Origin of the sequence: Cytobacillus gottheilii (genome assembly GCF_900166665.1) — a bacterium.
GTDB classification, from domain to species: Bacteria; Bacillota; Bacilli; order Bacillales; family Cytobacillaceae; genus Cytobacillus; species Cytobacillus gottheilii_A.
Map to the genome: position 1 here is coordinate 4,000,939 of NZ_LT800494.1, position 14,755 is coordinate 4,015,693.

A 14,755-nucleotide genomic window follows, 5' to 3' on the forward strand; every position below is an offset into this window, starting at 1 on the left:
TATTTTGTTAGTTATTATTTCCATTCCAGGGTGCTCGCTTTCTGGCGGGAAGGTGCTAAGCCTCCCGACACACAAAGAGCCTGAAGTAATATACAACAGGCTTGCCGATTCAATGAGAGATTTATTCGTTTTTTACACCTTTAATTCAAAGCGCTCATTTACTTCTTCTATTAAGTCATTAAGTGCTTTCTTGCTTAATACAATTTTCCCATCGGCGAGAGCCACGTTGTCATCAAGTATCTCCCCAGTAACAAGACATGCTTGTCTGCTTTCGTATTTACGCAGAATGATCTTTTCATCTTCTACGAAAATTTCAATTGGGTCTTTAATTTGGATGTTTAAAGTTTTTCGAAGTTCTTTTGGAATGACGATTCTTCCCAATTCATCAACTTTGCGTACAATTCCAGTACTTTTCAATATGTTCCCTCCTTATACTTAAATTATCTGATTATTCTTATATATTTTCGTTATATAAATTTTATATTAAATTACTATTTTTTACAATCAGAAATATTAACACATTAAATTAAAAAATACATTCCTAAGCTTAGATCATGAGCAGAGAAATAAAAAAAACCGAATGATTAAAAAACTCCCCTAATCATTCGGATCGATTATATGATTAAATACTTATGGACCAGCCACTTTGCTTAGTTATCTCGTTTTCATAAGCAAATAGATAAAGTAGGGAGCTCCGAGGATGGAGACAACGAGACCAACAGGTAATTCTGCTGGAGCAAGAACAACTCTTCCTATTGTATCTGCGGTCAAGAGCAAAAATGCTCCAAGCATAACGGTTACAGGCAGCATTCGTGCGTGCTTCGCCCCTACAATTCTCTTTGCTAAATGCGGTGCTACTAATCCCAGGAAGGTGATGCCTCCGCCTACTGAAACACATGCACCTGCAAGAGCAACTGCTATGATGAGAAGAATTCTTCTTTCCCGTTCCACATGACTGCCCAATCCGATGGCCATCGGGTCCCCTAAATTTAATACATCTAGAACTCTTGCTTTATAAAAAGCGATTGGTGTAAAGATGAGAAGCCACGGCAACAGCGCTAGCACAAAAGTCCAATTGGTTCCCCAAATGGTTCCAGATAACCAGACAAGCGCCTTCGTGAAATCATTCGGCTCCATCATTAATTGAAATACAAGCATAGCCGCACCAAACGCAGAGTTAATGCCGATCCCCACAAGAATAAGCCGAACTGGTGTTACTCCGTTCTTCCACGCAATCACGTAAATAAGGAGAGCTGCAACAAAAGCTCCTGCTAAAGCTGTAAATGGAAGGGAGAAAATCGATAACGCTCCAATGGCAAATCCTGTTCCCTGAGAAAAGAACATAAAGAGTACAACTGCAAACCCGGCGCCAGCATTAATGCCTAATATTCCAGGGTCTGCCAGGGCATTTTGTGATACCCCCTGCAAGATCGCTCCTGCCAAAGAGATCCCCGCTCCCACCAATAATGCCAGCACCATACGCGGCAGGCGAAAATCAAATAATACCATTTTTGTCCCTTCGTCTCCTGCTCCAAAGATCGTTTTTACCACTTCAAGGGGCGGGATTTTCGTTAACCCGGTGTTTAAGCTGACGAAAAACATAACAATCGTCGCCACAGTAAGGATACTGAGTACGGATATTGTTTTTTTCCATTGATGACCATATGAATCCATTTAAAAATTTCTCCCTTCATTCCGTGCGAGATAGAGAAAGAACGGCACACCGATTAAAGCCGTTACAGCACCAACTGGTGTTTCAAAAGGTGCATTGATCATTCTTCCTGCAATATCAGCCACAACAAGGAGAATTCCGCCCAGAACAGCTGAACATGGAACAATCCATCTGTAATCCAACCCTACTAAAAAACGTGTAATATGAGGAATAACCAAACCGACAAAACCAATCATTCCAGCGATCGATACTGCTGCACCTGTTAAAAGTAAAACAGCGATTGTTCCCAATAGCTTTATTCTTCCGGTATTTTGTCCAAGTCCTTTTGCAACGTCTTCTCCTAGACTTAATACTGTCAAAGACCTAGAAAGAAAGATTGCAAGAAGTATTCCAATTGCAACTGGTAAAAATAAATAAAGAACGCTTGTACTTTGAACTCCTGCCACTCCGCCGGCATACCAAAAGCTTATGTCTTTGGCAACATCAAAGCGAATCCCGATTGCAGTGGAAAGTGAGCTCAGAAGTGTAGTAATAGCTGTTCCTGCAAGTGCAAGCTTTACAGGTGACATTCCGCCTTTAGAAGCAGCGGTAATTCCAAAAACGAGTGCTGCCCCCAAACCTGCTCCAGCAAAAGAAAAAATCATCAATCCTGAATAATGCAACCCAGGAAGTACAGCATAAGCAATAGCCATTAAAAAAGAAGCTCCCGCAGTCACCCCCATGATAGATGGTGATGCAAGCGGGTTTCTAGTCATTGCCTGCATAATGGTTCCAGATACCGCCAATGCGGCTCCAATTAACGCAGCCGCCACCGCACGCGGCAAACGAAGCTCACGGATAATCTGATGTGCAGGATTACTGCTGTCAAACTGAAAGACTCCTTGCCACACTGTACTCAATTGAATATCTGCCGCTCCAAATGCAATGGAAGCAGCAATAATAAGAAACAATCCTATTGTTCCGATGGTTAAAATGAACGAAGCGGCAAATGGCTTAGTTTCAACTTTATATTTTGCATCGTCCTTGTCCTTCATGTGCTTTGTTTCCCCTTTTTCATACATGCTCATATGTATATCATCCTTCAAATTGGCGAACTGAAAAATCATTTTCATTATAGGGGAATGCTGTTAAAATCTCAATGCGTTATTCATTTTAGTACCGGTTTCTCTGCATTATTGAAGATTTGATGAACAGTTTTTAATTTTTTTTACTATAGGGCAAATAATAGATTGTAATCGCAAATGAAAATTGTTATCATTTAGCAGGAAGCTTTATTTATACTATAGGGGGAACAATCATGAATCCAACCAAAAAGAAACTATATAAATTGGCGGCAATATGCACCATGGCTCTTGCATTAGCTGCATGCGGAAACGATGAGCAGCCAGCTGAGGAAGATGCGACAAATGAGAATGACACTGCATCTGAAGAAACAGTTGAAAAAGACCGAGTATTAACGGATGCATTAGGAAATGAAGTTACGATTCCAGCAAAGCCAGAACGGGTTTTAGCATCTTACCTTGAAGATAACTTAGTCGCATTGGGGATTACACCTGTTGCACAATGGTCAGTTAGAGAAGGTGAAACACAAGGCTATTTAGCAAAAGAATTAGAATCAGTTCCTACAATTCCACATGACCTTCCTTTTGAAGCAGTAACAAGTCATAATCCTGATTTAATTATTATGGACTCACCGGGCATGGTAGAAGGCGGCAAGTATGATCAATATAATAAAATTGCTCCTACTTACGTAATCGGTACAGAAGAAAATAATGACTGGAGACAGGAGCTCTTAACAATTGGTGAAATCTTTGGCCGTGAAGATGATGCACAAAAAGTACTTGATGATTATCAGGCTAAGGCTGACGATGCTAAGCAACAGTTAACAGATGCGATTGGAACACAGTCTGCAGCTGCTGTATGGCTAGTAAACAACAGCTTCTTTATCGTAAGTGATAACCTATCGAGCGGCGCAGTAATGTATGGAGACCTTGGCTTAACCGTACCAAGTGTTGTAGAGGAAATTTCAGCTAGTGCTACTGGAAACTGGAGCGCCATTTCACTCGAGAAATTAGTAGAATTAGATGCAGATCATCTCTTCTTGATTAACAGCGATACAAAGATTGAAGATTCCGCTATTAAAGAAGAATTGTGGCAAAACATCCCTGCTGTTAAGAATGGTAATGTCTATGAGTTCGGTCCTGACACAGCTTGGTTATATACTGGAGCTGTAGCAAATGGACAAATTATCGATCACATTATTGAAAATTTAGTAAAATAATGACAAAGCCCCCTTGGGATAAGACCAAGGGGTTCTTTTTATCATTTCAGATAGTAAAAACCAGCAGCACTGGAGAAAATTCAAATCAGTTCTAAATTTAAAATGTATAATTGTAATTAAGTCTCTGTCTCCAGCTCATAAACTTGCCAATTGGCAAGTTTTCTTTATTTAGCTTGTACAGAAATTTGCCATGAGATTCCGAACCGATCTGTTACTTGTCCATATGCAGGACTCCAGAATGTTTCTTGCAGCTCCATGCCAATTTTGCCGCCAGCAGAAAGCTTTTCAAATATAGATTTTGCCTCTTCCACTCCTTCAGGAATGATAGCAATAGTGACTTGGGAGCCTAGTTCATAAGGCTGTCCTGGAAAGGTATCTGATAACATCAATTCAACCTTGCCAATCTTCAACTGAGCATTCATGATACGATTTTTTGCCTCTTCCGGAATTTGAAAATCCGGATCAGCATGTGAATCTCCAAAGGTTGTCACGCTTTCTGTAACTGCCCCTAGAGCCTCTTCATAAAACTTAATTGCTTCTTTCCCATTACCATTAAGCACCAAATACGGATACATATTCACAATCATGACCAGCACCTCATCCACTATTATTTTTAGGAACACACGTTCTTATTAAGAATTTAGCACGTTAGCGGGAAATAAGCAAGAATATTCCATACTTATTGTTGTCCATTTACACAAAAAATATATGTAAACTCAGAGCCAGCCCATCCGGCTGCACAGGGCTTGTATATGAGCAAAATGGTGCTCTCCATGCCATGCATACCTTCCAATATTCTCTTCAAGCGTAACTTCCCCAGACTCTGGATGAATAAATATAATTTTTAGATTATCTTCATCTAAATTCTCCAATAAATATGTCCATCGTTCATGCAGAGCTGAAATAAGTGAAATAGAAACACCTATTGGCAGCTTTGAATCCGGGAGCTCAGCCCACTTAGCCTCGTGATAGGCTTTAATGACTGGCTGATCCTCGGTAAGTGCCCATTTAAAGCGGATATAAGCATTCATATGGCTATCAGCAATATGATGAACCACTTGCCTGACTGTCCAGCCTCCATCACGATAAGCCATATCTAATTGTTCTTCGCTTAACATTCCAACAAGCTGCTGCAATCTATTTGGCAGGTTCTTGATATCATCAATCCAACTGTTTACATGCTCTGCTGTAATCTTGCCTGGATGCTGAAATTCCCCTATCGGATATTGCAGATTCATTGTGAATCCTCCCTTTTCAACTTCTTTAGCAAAACCGAAATTGTTTTTAATTATAGATCTCTTCGCCTCAAGTATTTATATACTGAAGTATTGTCTAATTCTTGTATTCCATAAGTGTTTTCGGGATTCCTTCTTTTGCAAATAAGGACCACAAAAAGATGCTGTAACAAAAAGAAATTAGTATTTCTAAAACACGAATTGATTTGGGTATTTAGACAAGCCCGTTCCATTGCGCTGCGGACTCTCGCTTTCCGTGGGGAGGAAGCTGAGCCTCCTCGAAGCAAAGCTTCTGCGGGGTCTCACCCTTTCCTCTATTGCCCACTGGAGTCGAGTGTCCTCCGCTCCATTTCACTCATGTTGATAAAATATATTTTATAACCATAAAAAACCGAATGCTTAGAAAGATGACTTCCTAACCATTCGGCTCTATAGGGGTTAAACACTTATGTCCAAGCCTCTCTATCTTATTTAATCCACTTTTCAAGCAGTGGACCTTCTTCTCCAAAGACTGGGTCCTGATTTGGTACAGGGACGTTTTTAATCTCAGAAATGGCTTGCGTACGGTCCACTGGATCCTGTTTCCTTGTATTGTAACTGGCTCCATTGGGATAAGCTCCAACCACTTCAAAATCGTGACTGCTTTCCAGCTTTTTGTGGCCCGTGCCTGCAGGGAGCACAATCGCATCGCCTTTTTTCAGCTGCAATCTCTCCCCTTCATCGCCTCCAACAAGTATGGTGGCTTCCCCTTCTTTTACTGCTAAGACTTCATGGGTATTGCTGTGATAGTGGTGAAAGTCAAATACATCTCCAGTCCATGAGCCTTTCCAATTGTGCTGCTGAAAAGTTTCCTGTATAGGAAGACCGTCATCAAATGCTCCTTTATAAACAACCACAGGCAAGTCGCTGTTATTAGGGATTTGGCCATCATCTTGAAGATAAAAGGACGTTACATCCATATTCATAGTCTGATCAGCTCCTTACTCATTTTGCTATACTTCTTCTATACCCTGGACTCTATGGATCAAACGAATAGATTTAGAGATAAACAGCCATTCCCTTCAGTTTGTTTTCTATATATGAATGGCTTCTTTCATCTCCATCTCAGCCAGGAGGCAGTCTTTAAAAAATCGTTTTTCATAGGTAAAAAATGATACACTTAATTTACCATACATATATGTTTTTAGGAGGCACCTTAAGGAAAGGAGTAATACGAATGGATATAACTGCAAAGATACAGTTTTTGCGCACCCGTATGCCTGACCTGTCTATTGAAAATATAGATGAAATTAGCAGAGGCTGGGACCATGATGTCATCATTATTAATCATTCCTATGTCTTCCGATTCCCTAAAAAGAAAGAAGGATTACAGAGGCTGGAAACAGAGGCTTGTCTGCTGTCTAAATTACATGAACATAATCTCTCGATCCAAGTGCCACGTTATGAATTATTTTATAAAGAAGAACGGCTTATTTGTTCCATGCATAAGAAAATTAATGGAGAGCCTCTTGAAAAGCTGGAACATCTCAATTCAGCAAAAGCAGCAGTGCAGCTGGGGTCATTTTTAACGACCTTACATACCTTAAATTCTGAAAAACTGATACACCACGGATTGAAAACCATACATACACAGCGTTATTGGGAAAATTTTTATGCTGAGATTACTTCTAAGATTAGTCCCTATCTTCGTTCTTCTGAGCTAAAGGAAGTCAAAATGATCTTTGAACGTTTTCTTTCCAATAGCCAAAAACATATGTATCCAACAGCTCCTATACATGGCGATTTAACAGGTGCCAATATCTTATATAATCCTGCCAATAAGAACATCAGCGGCATTATTGACTTTACTGATGCACAAATTAGCGATCCTGCTTTTGATTTTGCAGGCTTTTATTGGGAACATGGTCCACATTTTACAAGAGAAGTATTGAAACATTATCAGGTTTCGCTTCCTAAAGAAGAATTGTTTCACCGAGTTTCTGCTTTTTATGGACTTCAGCCTGTTTTTCATGAATGGCTGCATGCTGCAAATGAAAAATCTGACCCAAACTTCGAGAAAGGATTGGATAAATTGCGGAGACTGCAATCTTTACAATAAAATAGCTTTTGCTTGCTCCTTTTCGCGCTCCATTAATTTACAAAAGTTTCAATGATAAGAAAATAGGAAAAGATAGAAAACAGTAAATTGTTTTGCCGAAAGGAGCCTGTTATGACTGAAGTAAAACACTTTCCAAAAGAAGAGGGTCTCGATCATAGCCTTGATTTATTAAAAGAAGGCTATTTGTTTATTACAAATCGCAGTACTGCATTTCAATCAGATATTTTTGAAACACGCCTGCTGGGAGAGCGGGTTATTTGTCTGCGAGGCAAGGAAGCTGCATCAATCTTTTACGATACGCAGAAATTCAAACGAGAAGGTGCAGCCCCAAATCGAATTCAGAAAACCCTGTTAGGGAAAAACGGGGTACAATCACTGGATGGTGAAGCACATCAGCATCGGAAGGCAATGTTTATGTCGTTAATGACACCTGCTTCTCTCCAAAGAATGCGTGCTCTTATAAAAAAAGAGTGGGACATTGCGGCCAAGAAGTTTTCACAAGAAAAAGAAATTATCCTTTACGAAGAAGCCAAAAGGGTGCTTTGTAAAGCAGCTTGTGACTGGGCTGGTGTTCCTCTTAAAGAGAACAATGTTGAGGAAACGGCCAATTTACTTGGATTACTATTTGAAACACCCGCAGCACTCGGCCCTAAGCATTGGCAAGGCAGACACGCACGGACAAAATTGGAAAAATGGCTTAAGGAATTAGTCATAGAAGTTCGAAACGGCAAATTCCTCCCTCCTGAAGATAAATCCTTATTCATTATTTCAAATCACCGCAATTTGGATGGTGAGCTGCTTGATGCAGACATCGCCGCTGTTGAACTATTAAATATTTTGCGTCCTATTGTCGCGGTAGCCGTGTATATTTGTTTTACGGCGCTTGCTGTATACCAGCATCCAAAAGAAGCAGGCAAACTGCGCGGGTATGATGAAAATCTTCTTCAGAACTTTGTACAAGAGGTCAGGAGATTTTATCCATTTTTTCCGTTTGCACCAGCAAGAGTAAAAGCGGACTTCACATGGAATGGATATTCTTTTGAGGAAAATACATTAACACTCCTCGATTTATATGGAACAAACCACCACCCTAAATTATGGGATAACCCTGAGCTCTTTCAGCCGGATCGTTTTTCAAACTGGAAGGACAGTCCATTCAGTTTTATTCCTCAAGGCGGAGGTGACCATGATTTTGGTCATCGCTGTGCAGGCGAATGGGTGACGATTGAAATTATGAAGGAAACGCTGAATTTTCTTGTGAATAAAATTAGCTTCGCCATTCCAGATCAGGACTTAAGCTATAGCTTTAATGATATTCCAGCTCTTCCTCACAGTAAAATCATTATGAAAGAAATTCATTTAAAATAAGTTACATGAATACCAAAAACCGCTGGAGACGATAAAGTCAAAGTTCCCAGCGGTTTAGTATTATATTTTTTTAAGGTAGTTTATTTCCAGCGGCTTTATAAAGCTCGTACCATTCCTGCTTCGTCAGTTTGAGGTCTGATCCTTTACATGCGTCCCTCATTCTTGCAGTATTCGTCGTTCCTAAAACAACTTGAATATTGGCTGGATGTCTTGTAATCCAGGCAACGGCGACTGCAGTATTTGTGACATTATATTTATCTGCAATCCGGTCAAGGACTTCATTTAATTCAGGATATTTTTCCAAGTCGCCAATGAATGGACCATCGAAAAATCCAGATTGAAATGGAGACCATGCCTGCAAAGTCATCTCATTTAAACGGCTATACTCCAGCACACTGCTGTCACGGTTCACTGCTTGATCGATTTTCATATTAACCGCAACACCAGAGTCAATCATTGGTGTGTGGACAATGCTGAACTGCATCTGATTCACAACAAGCTTTTGCTGAATATGTTTTTGCAGCAGCTCAATTTGTTGAGGATTGTGATTGGAAACTCCGAAATAGCGAACCTTTCCACTGCTTTGAAGCTCATCAAAGGCCTCTGCCACTTCTTCAGGCTCCATGAGCGGATCCGGACGATGCAACAGCAGCAGATCAAGATAATCAGTGTTTAATCTTTTTAATATCCCGTTTGCTGCTTCTATTATATATTCTTTTGAAAAATCATAAATGCCCAAGTCTGGACGAATGCCGCACTTGCTCTGTATGACCATTTTTTCACGAACAGCTGGGTTCATTTGAACTGCCTTTGCAAACAGCTCCTCACATTCCCCCTTGCCATAAATATCAGCATGATCAAAGAAATTAATGCCTTCCTCTTGTGCAGTTTGAATTAACACTTCTGCTTCTGCCGTTGAAAGCTGCTTTAATCTCATATTTCCCATAACCATATTCGATACATTTAAATCAGTATGTGCTATATTCGTATATTTCATCTTAGCTCCACCTTCTTCTGTCATATATAACTCATCTTGATTATGCCATAAGTATTGATTGCAGCCAAAATCCTGTCTATATATATGCTCCATATTTCTTTCTTTATTTACTAGACTTTTTAGAAAATTGAATATAAAATTTGTTCTAAGTAAATTTGTAAGGAAAAACACGGTTGACGAGGAATGATCAGCATAGGACTAAAATTACCCGAGTGAACTGCCTAATAACTTACTTTTACTTTCAAAGTACATATTCCTCTGTTATGAAATTTGCATTTAAAGGTGGATCAGCATGGAGCATTCTGAACGATTAAAAAATTTGCCGCCGCAATTTTTTGCATCTCTTGTAAAAAAAGTGGCAAAGGCAGTAAATGAAGGTCGAAATATTATTAACCTGGGACAAGGCAACCCAGACCAGCCAACTCCTCCACATATTGTTAACGCGCTTCAGGAAGCAGTTCTGGACCCTAATACACATAAATATTCGCCATTTCGCGGGATAGATGAACTGAAGGAAGCAGCTGCGGATTTTTATATGAAGGAATATGGTGTAACAATTGACCCTTCAACAGAAGTTGCGATCCTTTTTGGAACGAAAACAGGTCTAGTTGAGCTGCCTATGTGTTTGATGAACGAGGGAGATTTAATGCTGTTGCCTGATCCAGGATATCCGGATTACCTATCTGGAGCGGTATTGGCAGATGTTGAATATAAAACCTTTCCATTGCTGGAGAAAAATCAGTTTCTTCCAGATTACAATGATCTTTCAGATGAAGTAAAGGACAGTGCAAAGCTTCTTTATCTGAATTATCCTAATAACCCTACTGGTGCAGCCGCAGACCATACCTTCTTTGAACAAACAGTCGAAATGGCCAAGAAGCATAATATCGCCATTTTACATGACTTTGCCTATGGAGCGGTCGGTTTTGATCATCAGAAGCCAGTAAGTTTCCTTGAAATTGAAGGTGCAAAAGATGTTGGTATAGAGATGTATACCTTATCTAAAACGTATAATATGGCTGGCTGGCGTGTTGGGTTTGCTGTCGGAAATCCTGTCATCATTGAAGCCTTAAATTTAATTCAAGACCACCTGTATGTCAGCCTTTTTCCTGCAGTTCAAAAAGCCGCAGCTGCAGCTCTTACCGGTGATCAGCAGTGTGTACGAGATCTTGTCGCACGCTATGAAAGCCGCCGCAACACACTGATCTCCTCATGCCAAAAAATTGGCTGGGATGTTTCAGCACCATCAGGTTCATTTTTCGCATGGCTCCCCGTTCCACATGGATATACAAGTGAGGAATTTTCCGATTATCTGCTTGAACATGCTGATGTTGCTGTAGCCCCTGGAAATGGATTCGGAACATATGGAGAAGGCTATATCCGTGTCGGACTGCTTGTAGATGAGGAAGCGATTCAGGAAGCAGTAGATCGCATAGGCAAGCTTGGCCTTTTCCCACCAGCAGATAAGCTGTCCTTAAAAGAATGACAAAATAAATAGAACAAACAAAAGCAGGCAGGAACTGTGTAAACAAAGTCCTGCCTGCTATACTGAAATCTCATGATAACTAATGCTCATGAAAATACTGCCAAAGAACCTTTTTTAAAGATGAAGCTGTCAGTACATAATCTTGGATTCCATTCCTGCTCAATCCCTCAGCAGCATTTGGTTTTACACCAATTAATCTAGCTTTTTCTCCTGTGATAATCTCAATCGTTTTTAAAAAATCAATCAGCCTCCGAATTCCAGCTTCTTCTATCGATCCTGATGCTGTTAAGTCTACAAAAATCGTTTCAAAATCACCTTCAGATATATTTTGCAGACAACTTTCCGAGATCACCCGCAACTTCTCTTCAACGATATCCCCAAAGATCGGAATATAGCCTATTTTTTCACTCAATGGAATAAAGGGTCCTGACAGGACATCTAGTCTTCTTAAGGCACGCTCCAGTTCTTCCTTTTTTTCGAGTAATTCAAAGTCAGTATCATTTAATCTCGTTTGCAGACTGAGCAGCCTTTCCATTAAAATGCTCGTGTCATGATCTTTGCACCGGAATAGCAGATTCGCATGTTCATTTTCATCTATGGATATAAACACCTCATATAAAGATAAGTCCGATTTTGCGGATTTAACATGTATCTCTACCCCTGCAGCTGACTTTTCTGCATGAATCGCTCTTTGAAGCTTAGCCATGCTTTCTCCATCTACAAGGGAATAAAGGTTCCCCCTTAGTAAATTGAATTCCTCATAGGCTGTTTTGGAAAAAGAAAGGATGGTACCGTCCTGTTTAATTTTCACAAAAGGCAGCGGCAGATTTTCATCAATTGCTTGCATATGTGGAATCCTCCGTCCTTGTGCTCCAATCCTTTAGCCAGTCTGTCACTGAATTTAAATCTTTCAAAACAATCGACTGAGATGAGGTAAAAAGATTAAGATCATACATGGATGCGAGTCTGCCTCCTACTAAAATAGCAGGTTTCTGGGGAAGCCCTTCAAATGCTTTCGTATATTCTTTAAGCTTTGGCAGGTTTGTTGCTAGTGAAATAGATACGCAGATCACTTTTGCTTGCCATTTCAAACTATCCTGCAGAGCAACATCTAGGGGCAGGTTTGGTCCATAATACTTCGTTTCCCATCCATGTTCCTGGAAAAGACTGTCCACCATTTTTAACCCGAGATAATGCTGCTCGCCTTCTATGCAAAAGAACATAGCCCTTCTTGTTTTGTTTTCTTCACATTTATTTTTATACATAAGCTTTGATAGGACAAAGTCACATGTGGCTGTTGCCAGATGCTCTTCAGCAACCGTAATTTTATTTTGCTCCCATAGCACCCCAATATATCGCATCGCGGGTGTCATAACGTCATTATAAATAGAGAAGTGATCTTGCTTCTTCTCTTTTTGAATGTATTCTATTGCTTTATCGGTATCTCCCAAAAGAAGGATGGAAGCAAATTCAACTTCTTTACTCATTTGATCACACCCTTTGCTGCCGTTTAAGAATAGTGTAACATACAATCATTTCTGTATGAGATGAACTGCTTATTCTTTTGATCCCGCAGTCTATCCATCTTACCGTGCAACGATTTTATATTGCGTTACTTTCGGAACAATAGCAGCAAGCTCTTGATCAGGATATTTTTTTTCCAGATCATGTATCTTTTTAAAATCTTCGCCTCTTACCCAATTTAAATAATTTTCCTTTGAATCAAAAATAAGCTGTACCGTCAGCTCTCCCTTGCGTTTATCGTTTTGGAGCAGCATAAAGTCAATAAATCCTGGTGCGGTATCAACCATTTTAGATCGATTTCTATAGATCGAAACGACTTCATCAGCCTTATTATCTGGTACGTCAAAAGTTGAAAAAACAGTGTACATTGATGTGTATCTCCTTTTAAAAGGTCATTAATTTTGAATTCCCATCTTACTCCTTTCGACAAATCTTTCCCATTTCCTTTGGTAAATGCATAGAAAAAAGAGATCACACCCATGCAGTTTATTCCACATAGGATGATCTCTACCTTTTTATTATTCTTTTACTCTTCCTGTAAATTCCTCGCCAAAGCTGCGGCACCGCTCAATGTCCTTCCCTTCAGGAGCATACTCAACCTTTAATCCTTCTAATGACTTTAGCTCCACATTTTTTTAGCCTTTCGATTAATAAATCTACTGCGTTACAGTATAAAAGGTATCTCCCGAGCCAAATACAGCTGCCTTTTTCCGGTTAACTGCAGCCCGGCCATATCATCATAAAAGCCCTCAAACTTATACGGAAGATCTCCATCTCTCCATGTAAGAATAATTGCATCATAATCTAATAGCTCCGGTGCGTGACAGTCTGAAAATTCCTTGACCGTTATAGAAAGTTTCAGTTTCCATAATGTCAGCTCCAATCAAATCAGCCATTTCTTTCTGTATTGCCTGACATACTTGCAAATATTAAGAGAATATTGCTCATTTACACCACGATTGATTGAATATGGTGCTGTTTCATTTATGATCCTTAACCCCGCAAGAACTGAGAGGCAGTTCATTTAAATAGCTTATTGCATGATCTTCAAATAAACTACCTTCCCCGCAGCACGGACAGGCATCATAGTACACTTTTCCATTTTCAAAGCAGCCGCAGTCAAAACAATCTAATATATACATAATCTCCTGCTCTTTTCTTGTCCTCATTTTACGCACCTTCCTTTAAGAATGATTATCATTCACTTCATTTTAATTGATAATGATTATCAAAATCAACATTTAATTTTCACTCTTTTGTTGAAACCAAAAGGAAAATAATACCGTCTCATAAATAGGAGGTGCTATGATTGCATAAAAAGAAATTCCTAACAACTTTTAAAATCTTTGTTATTTCTTTTGCTGCTATTTCTCTTTTCACTTACTTTTTCCGTGGCGAACTTCTTTTAGACCATATTGGGATTTACTTAGAAAGACCTTTTACAGAAGAAATTGAGGTTCCCCTTCTCTTCAATGACAAAGATCACAATGACAACGGAATTGCAGATCCTATTGATTTTGTCTATGCAGCCAGAAAAGAAGTTCAACAGCGCACCTTTTATCGAAGCCGCTATTATGAAGGAGGATATCCGCCAGATGATGAAGGAGTCTGTACCGATGTGGTTTGGCGTGCGATGATAAAAGCTAATATTCATTTAAAGGAGTTAATGGATAAGGATATTGCTCAGCATACAAAACTTTATCCTCGGGTAGAAGGAAATCCCGATCCAAATATTGATTTCAGGCGTGTTCCCAATCAAGATGTTTTCTTCAAAAGATTTGCAGAAAATCTTACAACAAATCTAATACCAGGAGATAGTGAAAACCTAAAGCAATGGCAGCCTGGTGATATTGTTGTCTTCTTGACAGATCAATTTCAGCACGTAGGGATTATCTCTGATAAACGCGCAAAGGATGGAACGCCTTATCTCATTCATAATATTCGGCCCTTTGCTGCTGAGGTAAAATTGTCCTCATTTAAAACACCTTTACCGGACATTACCGGTGGAAATATGGAACAGGTGGCAATGATTGACGAATGACAAAGGAGTTCTACATAATTAGTTTTTTTGATAGATAACAGTGAGGAATAATT

16 protein-coding genes and 1 pseudogene are annotated in these 14,755 nt (G+C 39.6%); 5 read left to right on the forward strand and 12 right to left on the reverse strand.

Going from position 1 to position 14,755, the window contains the following annotated elements:
- Positions 1–132: 132 nt before the first annotated feature.
- The 3 genes from B7E07_RS19760 to B7E07_RS19770 form a co-directional block, all read right to left on the reverse strand.
- A complete protein-coding gene (locus tag B7E07_RS19760; protein WP_080848528.1) occupies positions 133–417 on the reverse strand; it encodes an AbrB/MazE/SpoVT family DNA-binding domain-containing protein in 285 nt (94 codons plus the stop codon).
- A 237-nt stretch (positions 418–654) separates the two neighbouring features.
- Positions 655–1,674: a FecCD family ABC transporter permease gene (locus B7E07_RS19765; protein ID WP_080848529.1), complete on the reverse strand. Its 1,020-nt coding sequence runs from the start codon at positions 1,672–1,674 to the stop codon at positions 655–657.
- On the reverse strand, positions 1,675–2,739 hold the full coding sequence (locus tag B7E07_RS19770; protein WP_080848530.1) for a FecCD family ABC transporter permease: 1,065 nt from the start codon (positions 2,737–2,739) through the stop codon (positions 1,675–1,677). It abuts the gene before it with no gap.
- A gap of 230 nt (positions 2,740–2,969) precedes the next feature.
- Between B7E07_RS19770 and B7E07_RS19775 the strand changes: the two genes are divergently transcribed.
- Positions 2,970–3,953: an iron-hydroxamate ABC transporter substrate-binding protein gene (locus B7E07_RS19775; protein WP_080848531.1), complete on the forward strand. Its 984-nt coding sequence runs from the start codon at positions 2,970–2,972 to the stop codon at positions 3,951–3,953.
- A gap of 164 nt (positions 3,954–4,117) precedes the next feature.
- Here the strand turns inward: B7E07_RS19775 and B7E07_RS19780 are convergent, their stop codons facing one another.
- From B7E07_RS19780 to B7E07_RS19790, 3 genes are all read right to left on the reverse strand, one after another.
- On the reverse strand, positions 4,118–4,540 hold the full coding sequence (locus B7E07_RS19780; protein ID WP_080848532.1) for a VOC family protein: 423 nt from the start codon (positions 4,538–4,540) through the stop codon (positions 4,118–4,120).
- 129 nt (positions 4,541–4,669) lie between these two features.
- A complete protein-coding gene (locus tag B7E07_RS19785; RefSeq protein ID WP_080848533.1) occupies positions 4,670–5,191 on the reverse strand; it encodes a YfiT family bacillithiol transferase in 522 nt (173 codons plus the stop codon).
- A gap of 464 nt (positions 5,192–5,655) precedes the next feature.
- Entirely contained in the window at positions 5,656–6,153 is a 498-nt protein-coding gene (locus B7E07_RS19790) for a cupin domain-containing protein (protein ID WP_080848534.1), read from the reverse strand.
- Between the two features lie 251 nt (positions 6,154–6,404).
- Between B7E07_RS19790 and B7E07_RS19795 the strand changes: the two genes are divergently transcribed.
- Positions 6,405–7,286, forward strand: coding sequence for a phosphotransferase family protein (locus B7E07_RS19795; RefSeq protein ID WP_176215254.1), 882 nt, complete (start codon positions 6,405–6,407; stop codon positions 7,284–7,286).
- Between the two features lie 111 nt (positions 7,287–7,397).
- Positions 7,398–8,654 carry a cytochrome P450 gene (locus tag B7E07_RS19800; protein WP_080848536.1) on the forward strand — a complete coding sequence of 419 codons (1,257 nt, stop codon included), beginning with the start codon at positions 7,398–7,400 and terminating at the stop codon, positions 8,652–8,654.
- A gap of 70 nt (positions 8,655–8,724) precedes the next feature.
- Here the strand turns inward: B7E07_RS19800 and B7E07_RS19805 are convergent, their stop codons facing one another.
- Positions 8,725–9,651, reverse strand: coding sequence for an aldo/keto reductase (locus tag B7E07_RS19805; RefSeq protein WP_080849296.1), 927 nt, complete (start codon positions 9,649–9,651; stop codon positions 8,725–8,727).
- 292 nt (positions 9,652–9,943) lie between these two features.
- Here B7E07_RS19805 and B7E07_RS19810 point away from each other — a divergent pair, with 292 nt between their 5' ends.
- Entirely contained in the window at positions 9,944–11,137 is a 1,194-nt protein-coding gene (locus B7E07_RS19810) for a pyridoxal phosphate-dependent aminotransferase (RefSeq protein ID WP_080848537.1), read from the forward strand.
- Positions 11,138–11,216: 79 nt separating this feature from the next.
- On the opposite strand, the gene B7E07_RS19815 is transcribed toward B7E07_RS19810, so the two are convergent.
- The 5 genes and pseudogenes from B7E07_RS19815 to B7E07_RS19835 form a co-directional block, all read right to left on the reverse strand.
- The gene (locus B7E07_RS19815; protein ID WP_080848538.1) at positions 11,217–11,984 is read right to left on the reverse strand and encodes an STAS domain-containing protein; all 768 of its coding nucleotides are present in this window, start codon (positions 11,982–11,984) and stop codon (positions 11,217–11,219) included.
- A complete protein-coding gene (locus B7E07_RS19820) occupies positions 11,971–12,624 on the reverse strand; it encodes a cobalamin B12-binding domain-containing protein (RefSeq protein ID WP_080848539.1) in 654 nt (217 codons plus the stop codon). Before B7E07_RS19820 ends, B7E07_RS19815 begins: the two co-directional genes overlap by 14 nt.
- 99 nt (positions 12,625–12,723) lie before the next feature.
- Positions 12,724–13,029 (reverse strand): antibiotic biosynthesis monooxygenase family protein, encoded by a 306-nt coding sequence (locus B7E07_RS19825; RefSeq protein WP_080848540.1) that lies wholly within the window; start codon positions 13,027–13,029, stop codon positions 12,724–12,726.
- A 150-nt stretch (positions 13,030–13,179) separates the two neighbouring features.
- Positions 13,180–13,609: pseudogene (locus tag B7E07_RS23980) on the reverse strand (flavodoxin).
- Between the two features lie 32 nt (positions 13,610–13,641).
- Complete coding sequence (locus tag B7E07_RS19835; protein ID WP_080848541.1) at positions 13,642–13,830, reverse strand: hypothetical protein; 189 nt, start codon at positions 13,828–13,830, stop codon at positions 13,642–13,644.
- Between the two features lie 140 nt (positions 13,831–13,970).
- Between B7E07_RS19835 and B7E07_RS19840 the strand changes: the two genes are divergently transcribed.
- The gene (locus B7E07_RS19840) at positions 13,971–14,702 is read left to right on the forward strand and encodes a DUF1287 domain-containing protein (RefSeq protein ID WP_080848542.1); all 732 of its coding nucleotides are present in this window, start codon (positions 13,971–13,973) and stop codon (positions 14,700–14,702) included.
- Positions 14,703–14,755 lie beyond the last annotated feature (53 nt).

Excerpts from the sequence above, each read along its gene's own strand:
- B7E07_RS19765 (WP_080848529.1), bottom strand. The coding sequence starts at position 1,674 with ATGGATTCATATGGTCATCAATGGAAAAAAACAATATCCGTACTCAGT.
- B7E07_RS19770 (WP_080848530.1), bottom strand. The coding sequence starts at position 2,739 with ATGAGCATGTATGAAAAAGGGGAAACAAAGCACATGAAGGACAAGGAC.
- B7E07_RS19775 (WP_080848531.1), top strand. The coding sequence starts at position 2,970 with ATGAATCCAACCAAAAAGAAACTATATAAATTGGCGGCAATATGCACC.
- B7E07_RS19780 (WP_080848532.1), bottom strand. The coding sequence starts at position 4,540 with ATGATTGTGAATATGTATCCGTATTTGGTGCTTAATGGTAATGGGAAA.
- B7E07_RS19785 (WP_080848533.1), bottom strand. The coding sequence starts at position 5,191 with ATGAATCTGCAATATCCGATAGGGGAATTTCAGCATCCAGGCAAGATT.
- B7E07_RS19790 (WP_080848534.1), bottom strand. The coding sequence starts at position 6,153 with ATGAATATGGATGTAACGTCCTTTTATCTTCAAGATGATGGCCAAATC.
- B7E07_RS19795 (WP_176215254.1), top strand. The coding sequence starts at position 6,405 with ATGGATATAACTGCAAAGATACAGTTTTTGCGCACCCGTATGCCTGAC.
- B7E07_RS19800 (WP_080848536.1), top strand. The coding sequence starts at position 7,398 with ATGACTGAAGTAAAACACTTTCCAAAAGAAGAGGGTCTCGATCATAGC.
- B7E07_RS19805 (WP_080849296.1), bottom strand. The coding sequence starts at position 9,651 with ATGAAATATACGAATATAGCACATACTGATTTAAATGTATCGAATATG.
- B7E07_RS19810 (WP_080848537.1), top strand. The coding sequence starts at position 9,944 with ATGGAGCATTCTGAACGATTAAAAAATTTGCCGCCGCAATTTTTTGCA.
- B7E07_RS19815 (WP_080848538.1), bottom strand. The coding sequence starts at position 11,984 with ATGCAAGCAATTGATGAAAATCTGCCGCTGCCTTTTGTGAAAATTAAA.
- B7E07_RS19820 (WP_080848539.1), bottom strand. The coding sequence starts at position 12,624 with ATGAGTAAAGAAGTTGAATTTGCTTCCATCCTTCTTTTGGGAGATACC.
- B7E07_RS19825 (WP_080848540.1), bottom strand. The coding sequence starts at position 13,029 with ATGTACACTGTTTTTTCAACTTTTGACGTACCAGATAATAAGGCTGAT.
- B7E07_RS19835 (WP_080848541.1), bottom strand. The coding sequence starts at position 13,830 with ATGAGGACAAGAAAAGAGCAGGAGATTATGTATATATTAGATTGTTTT.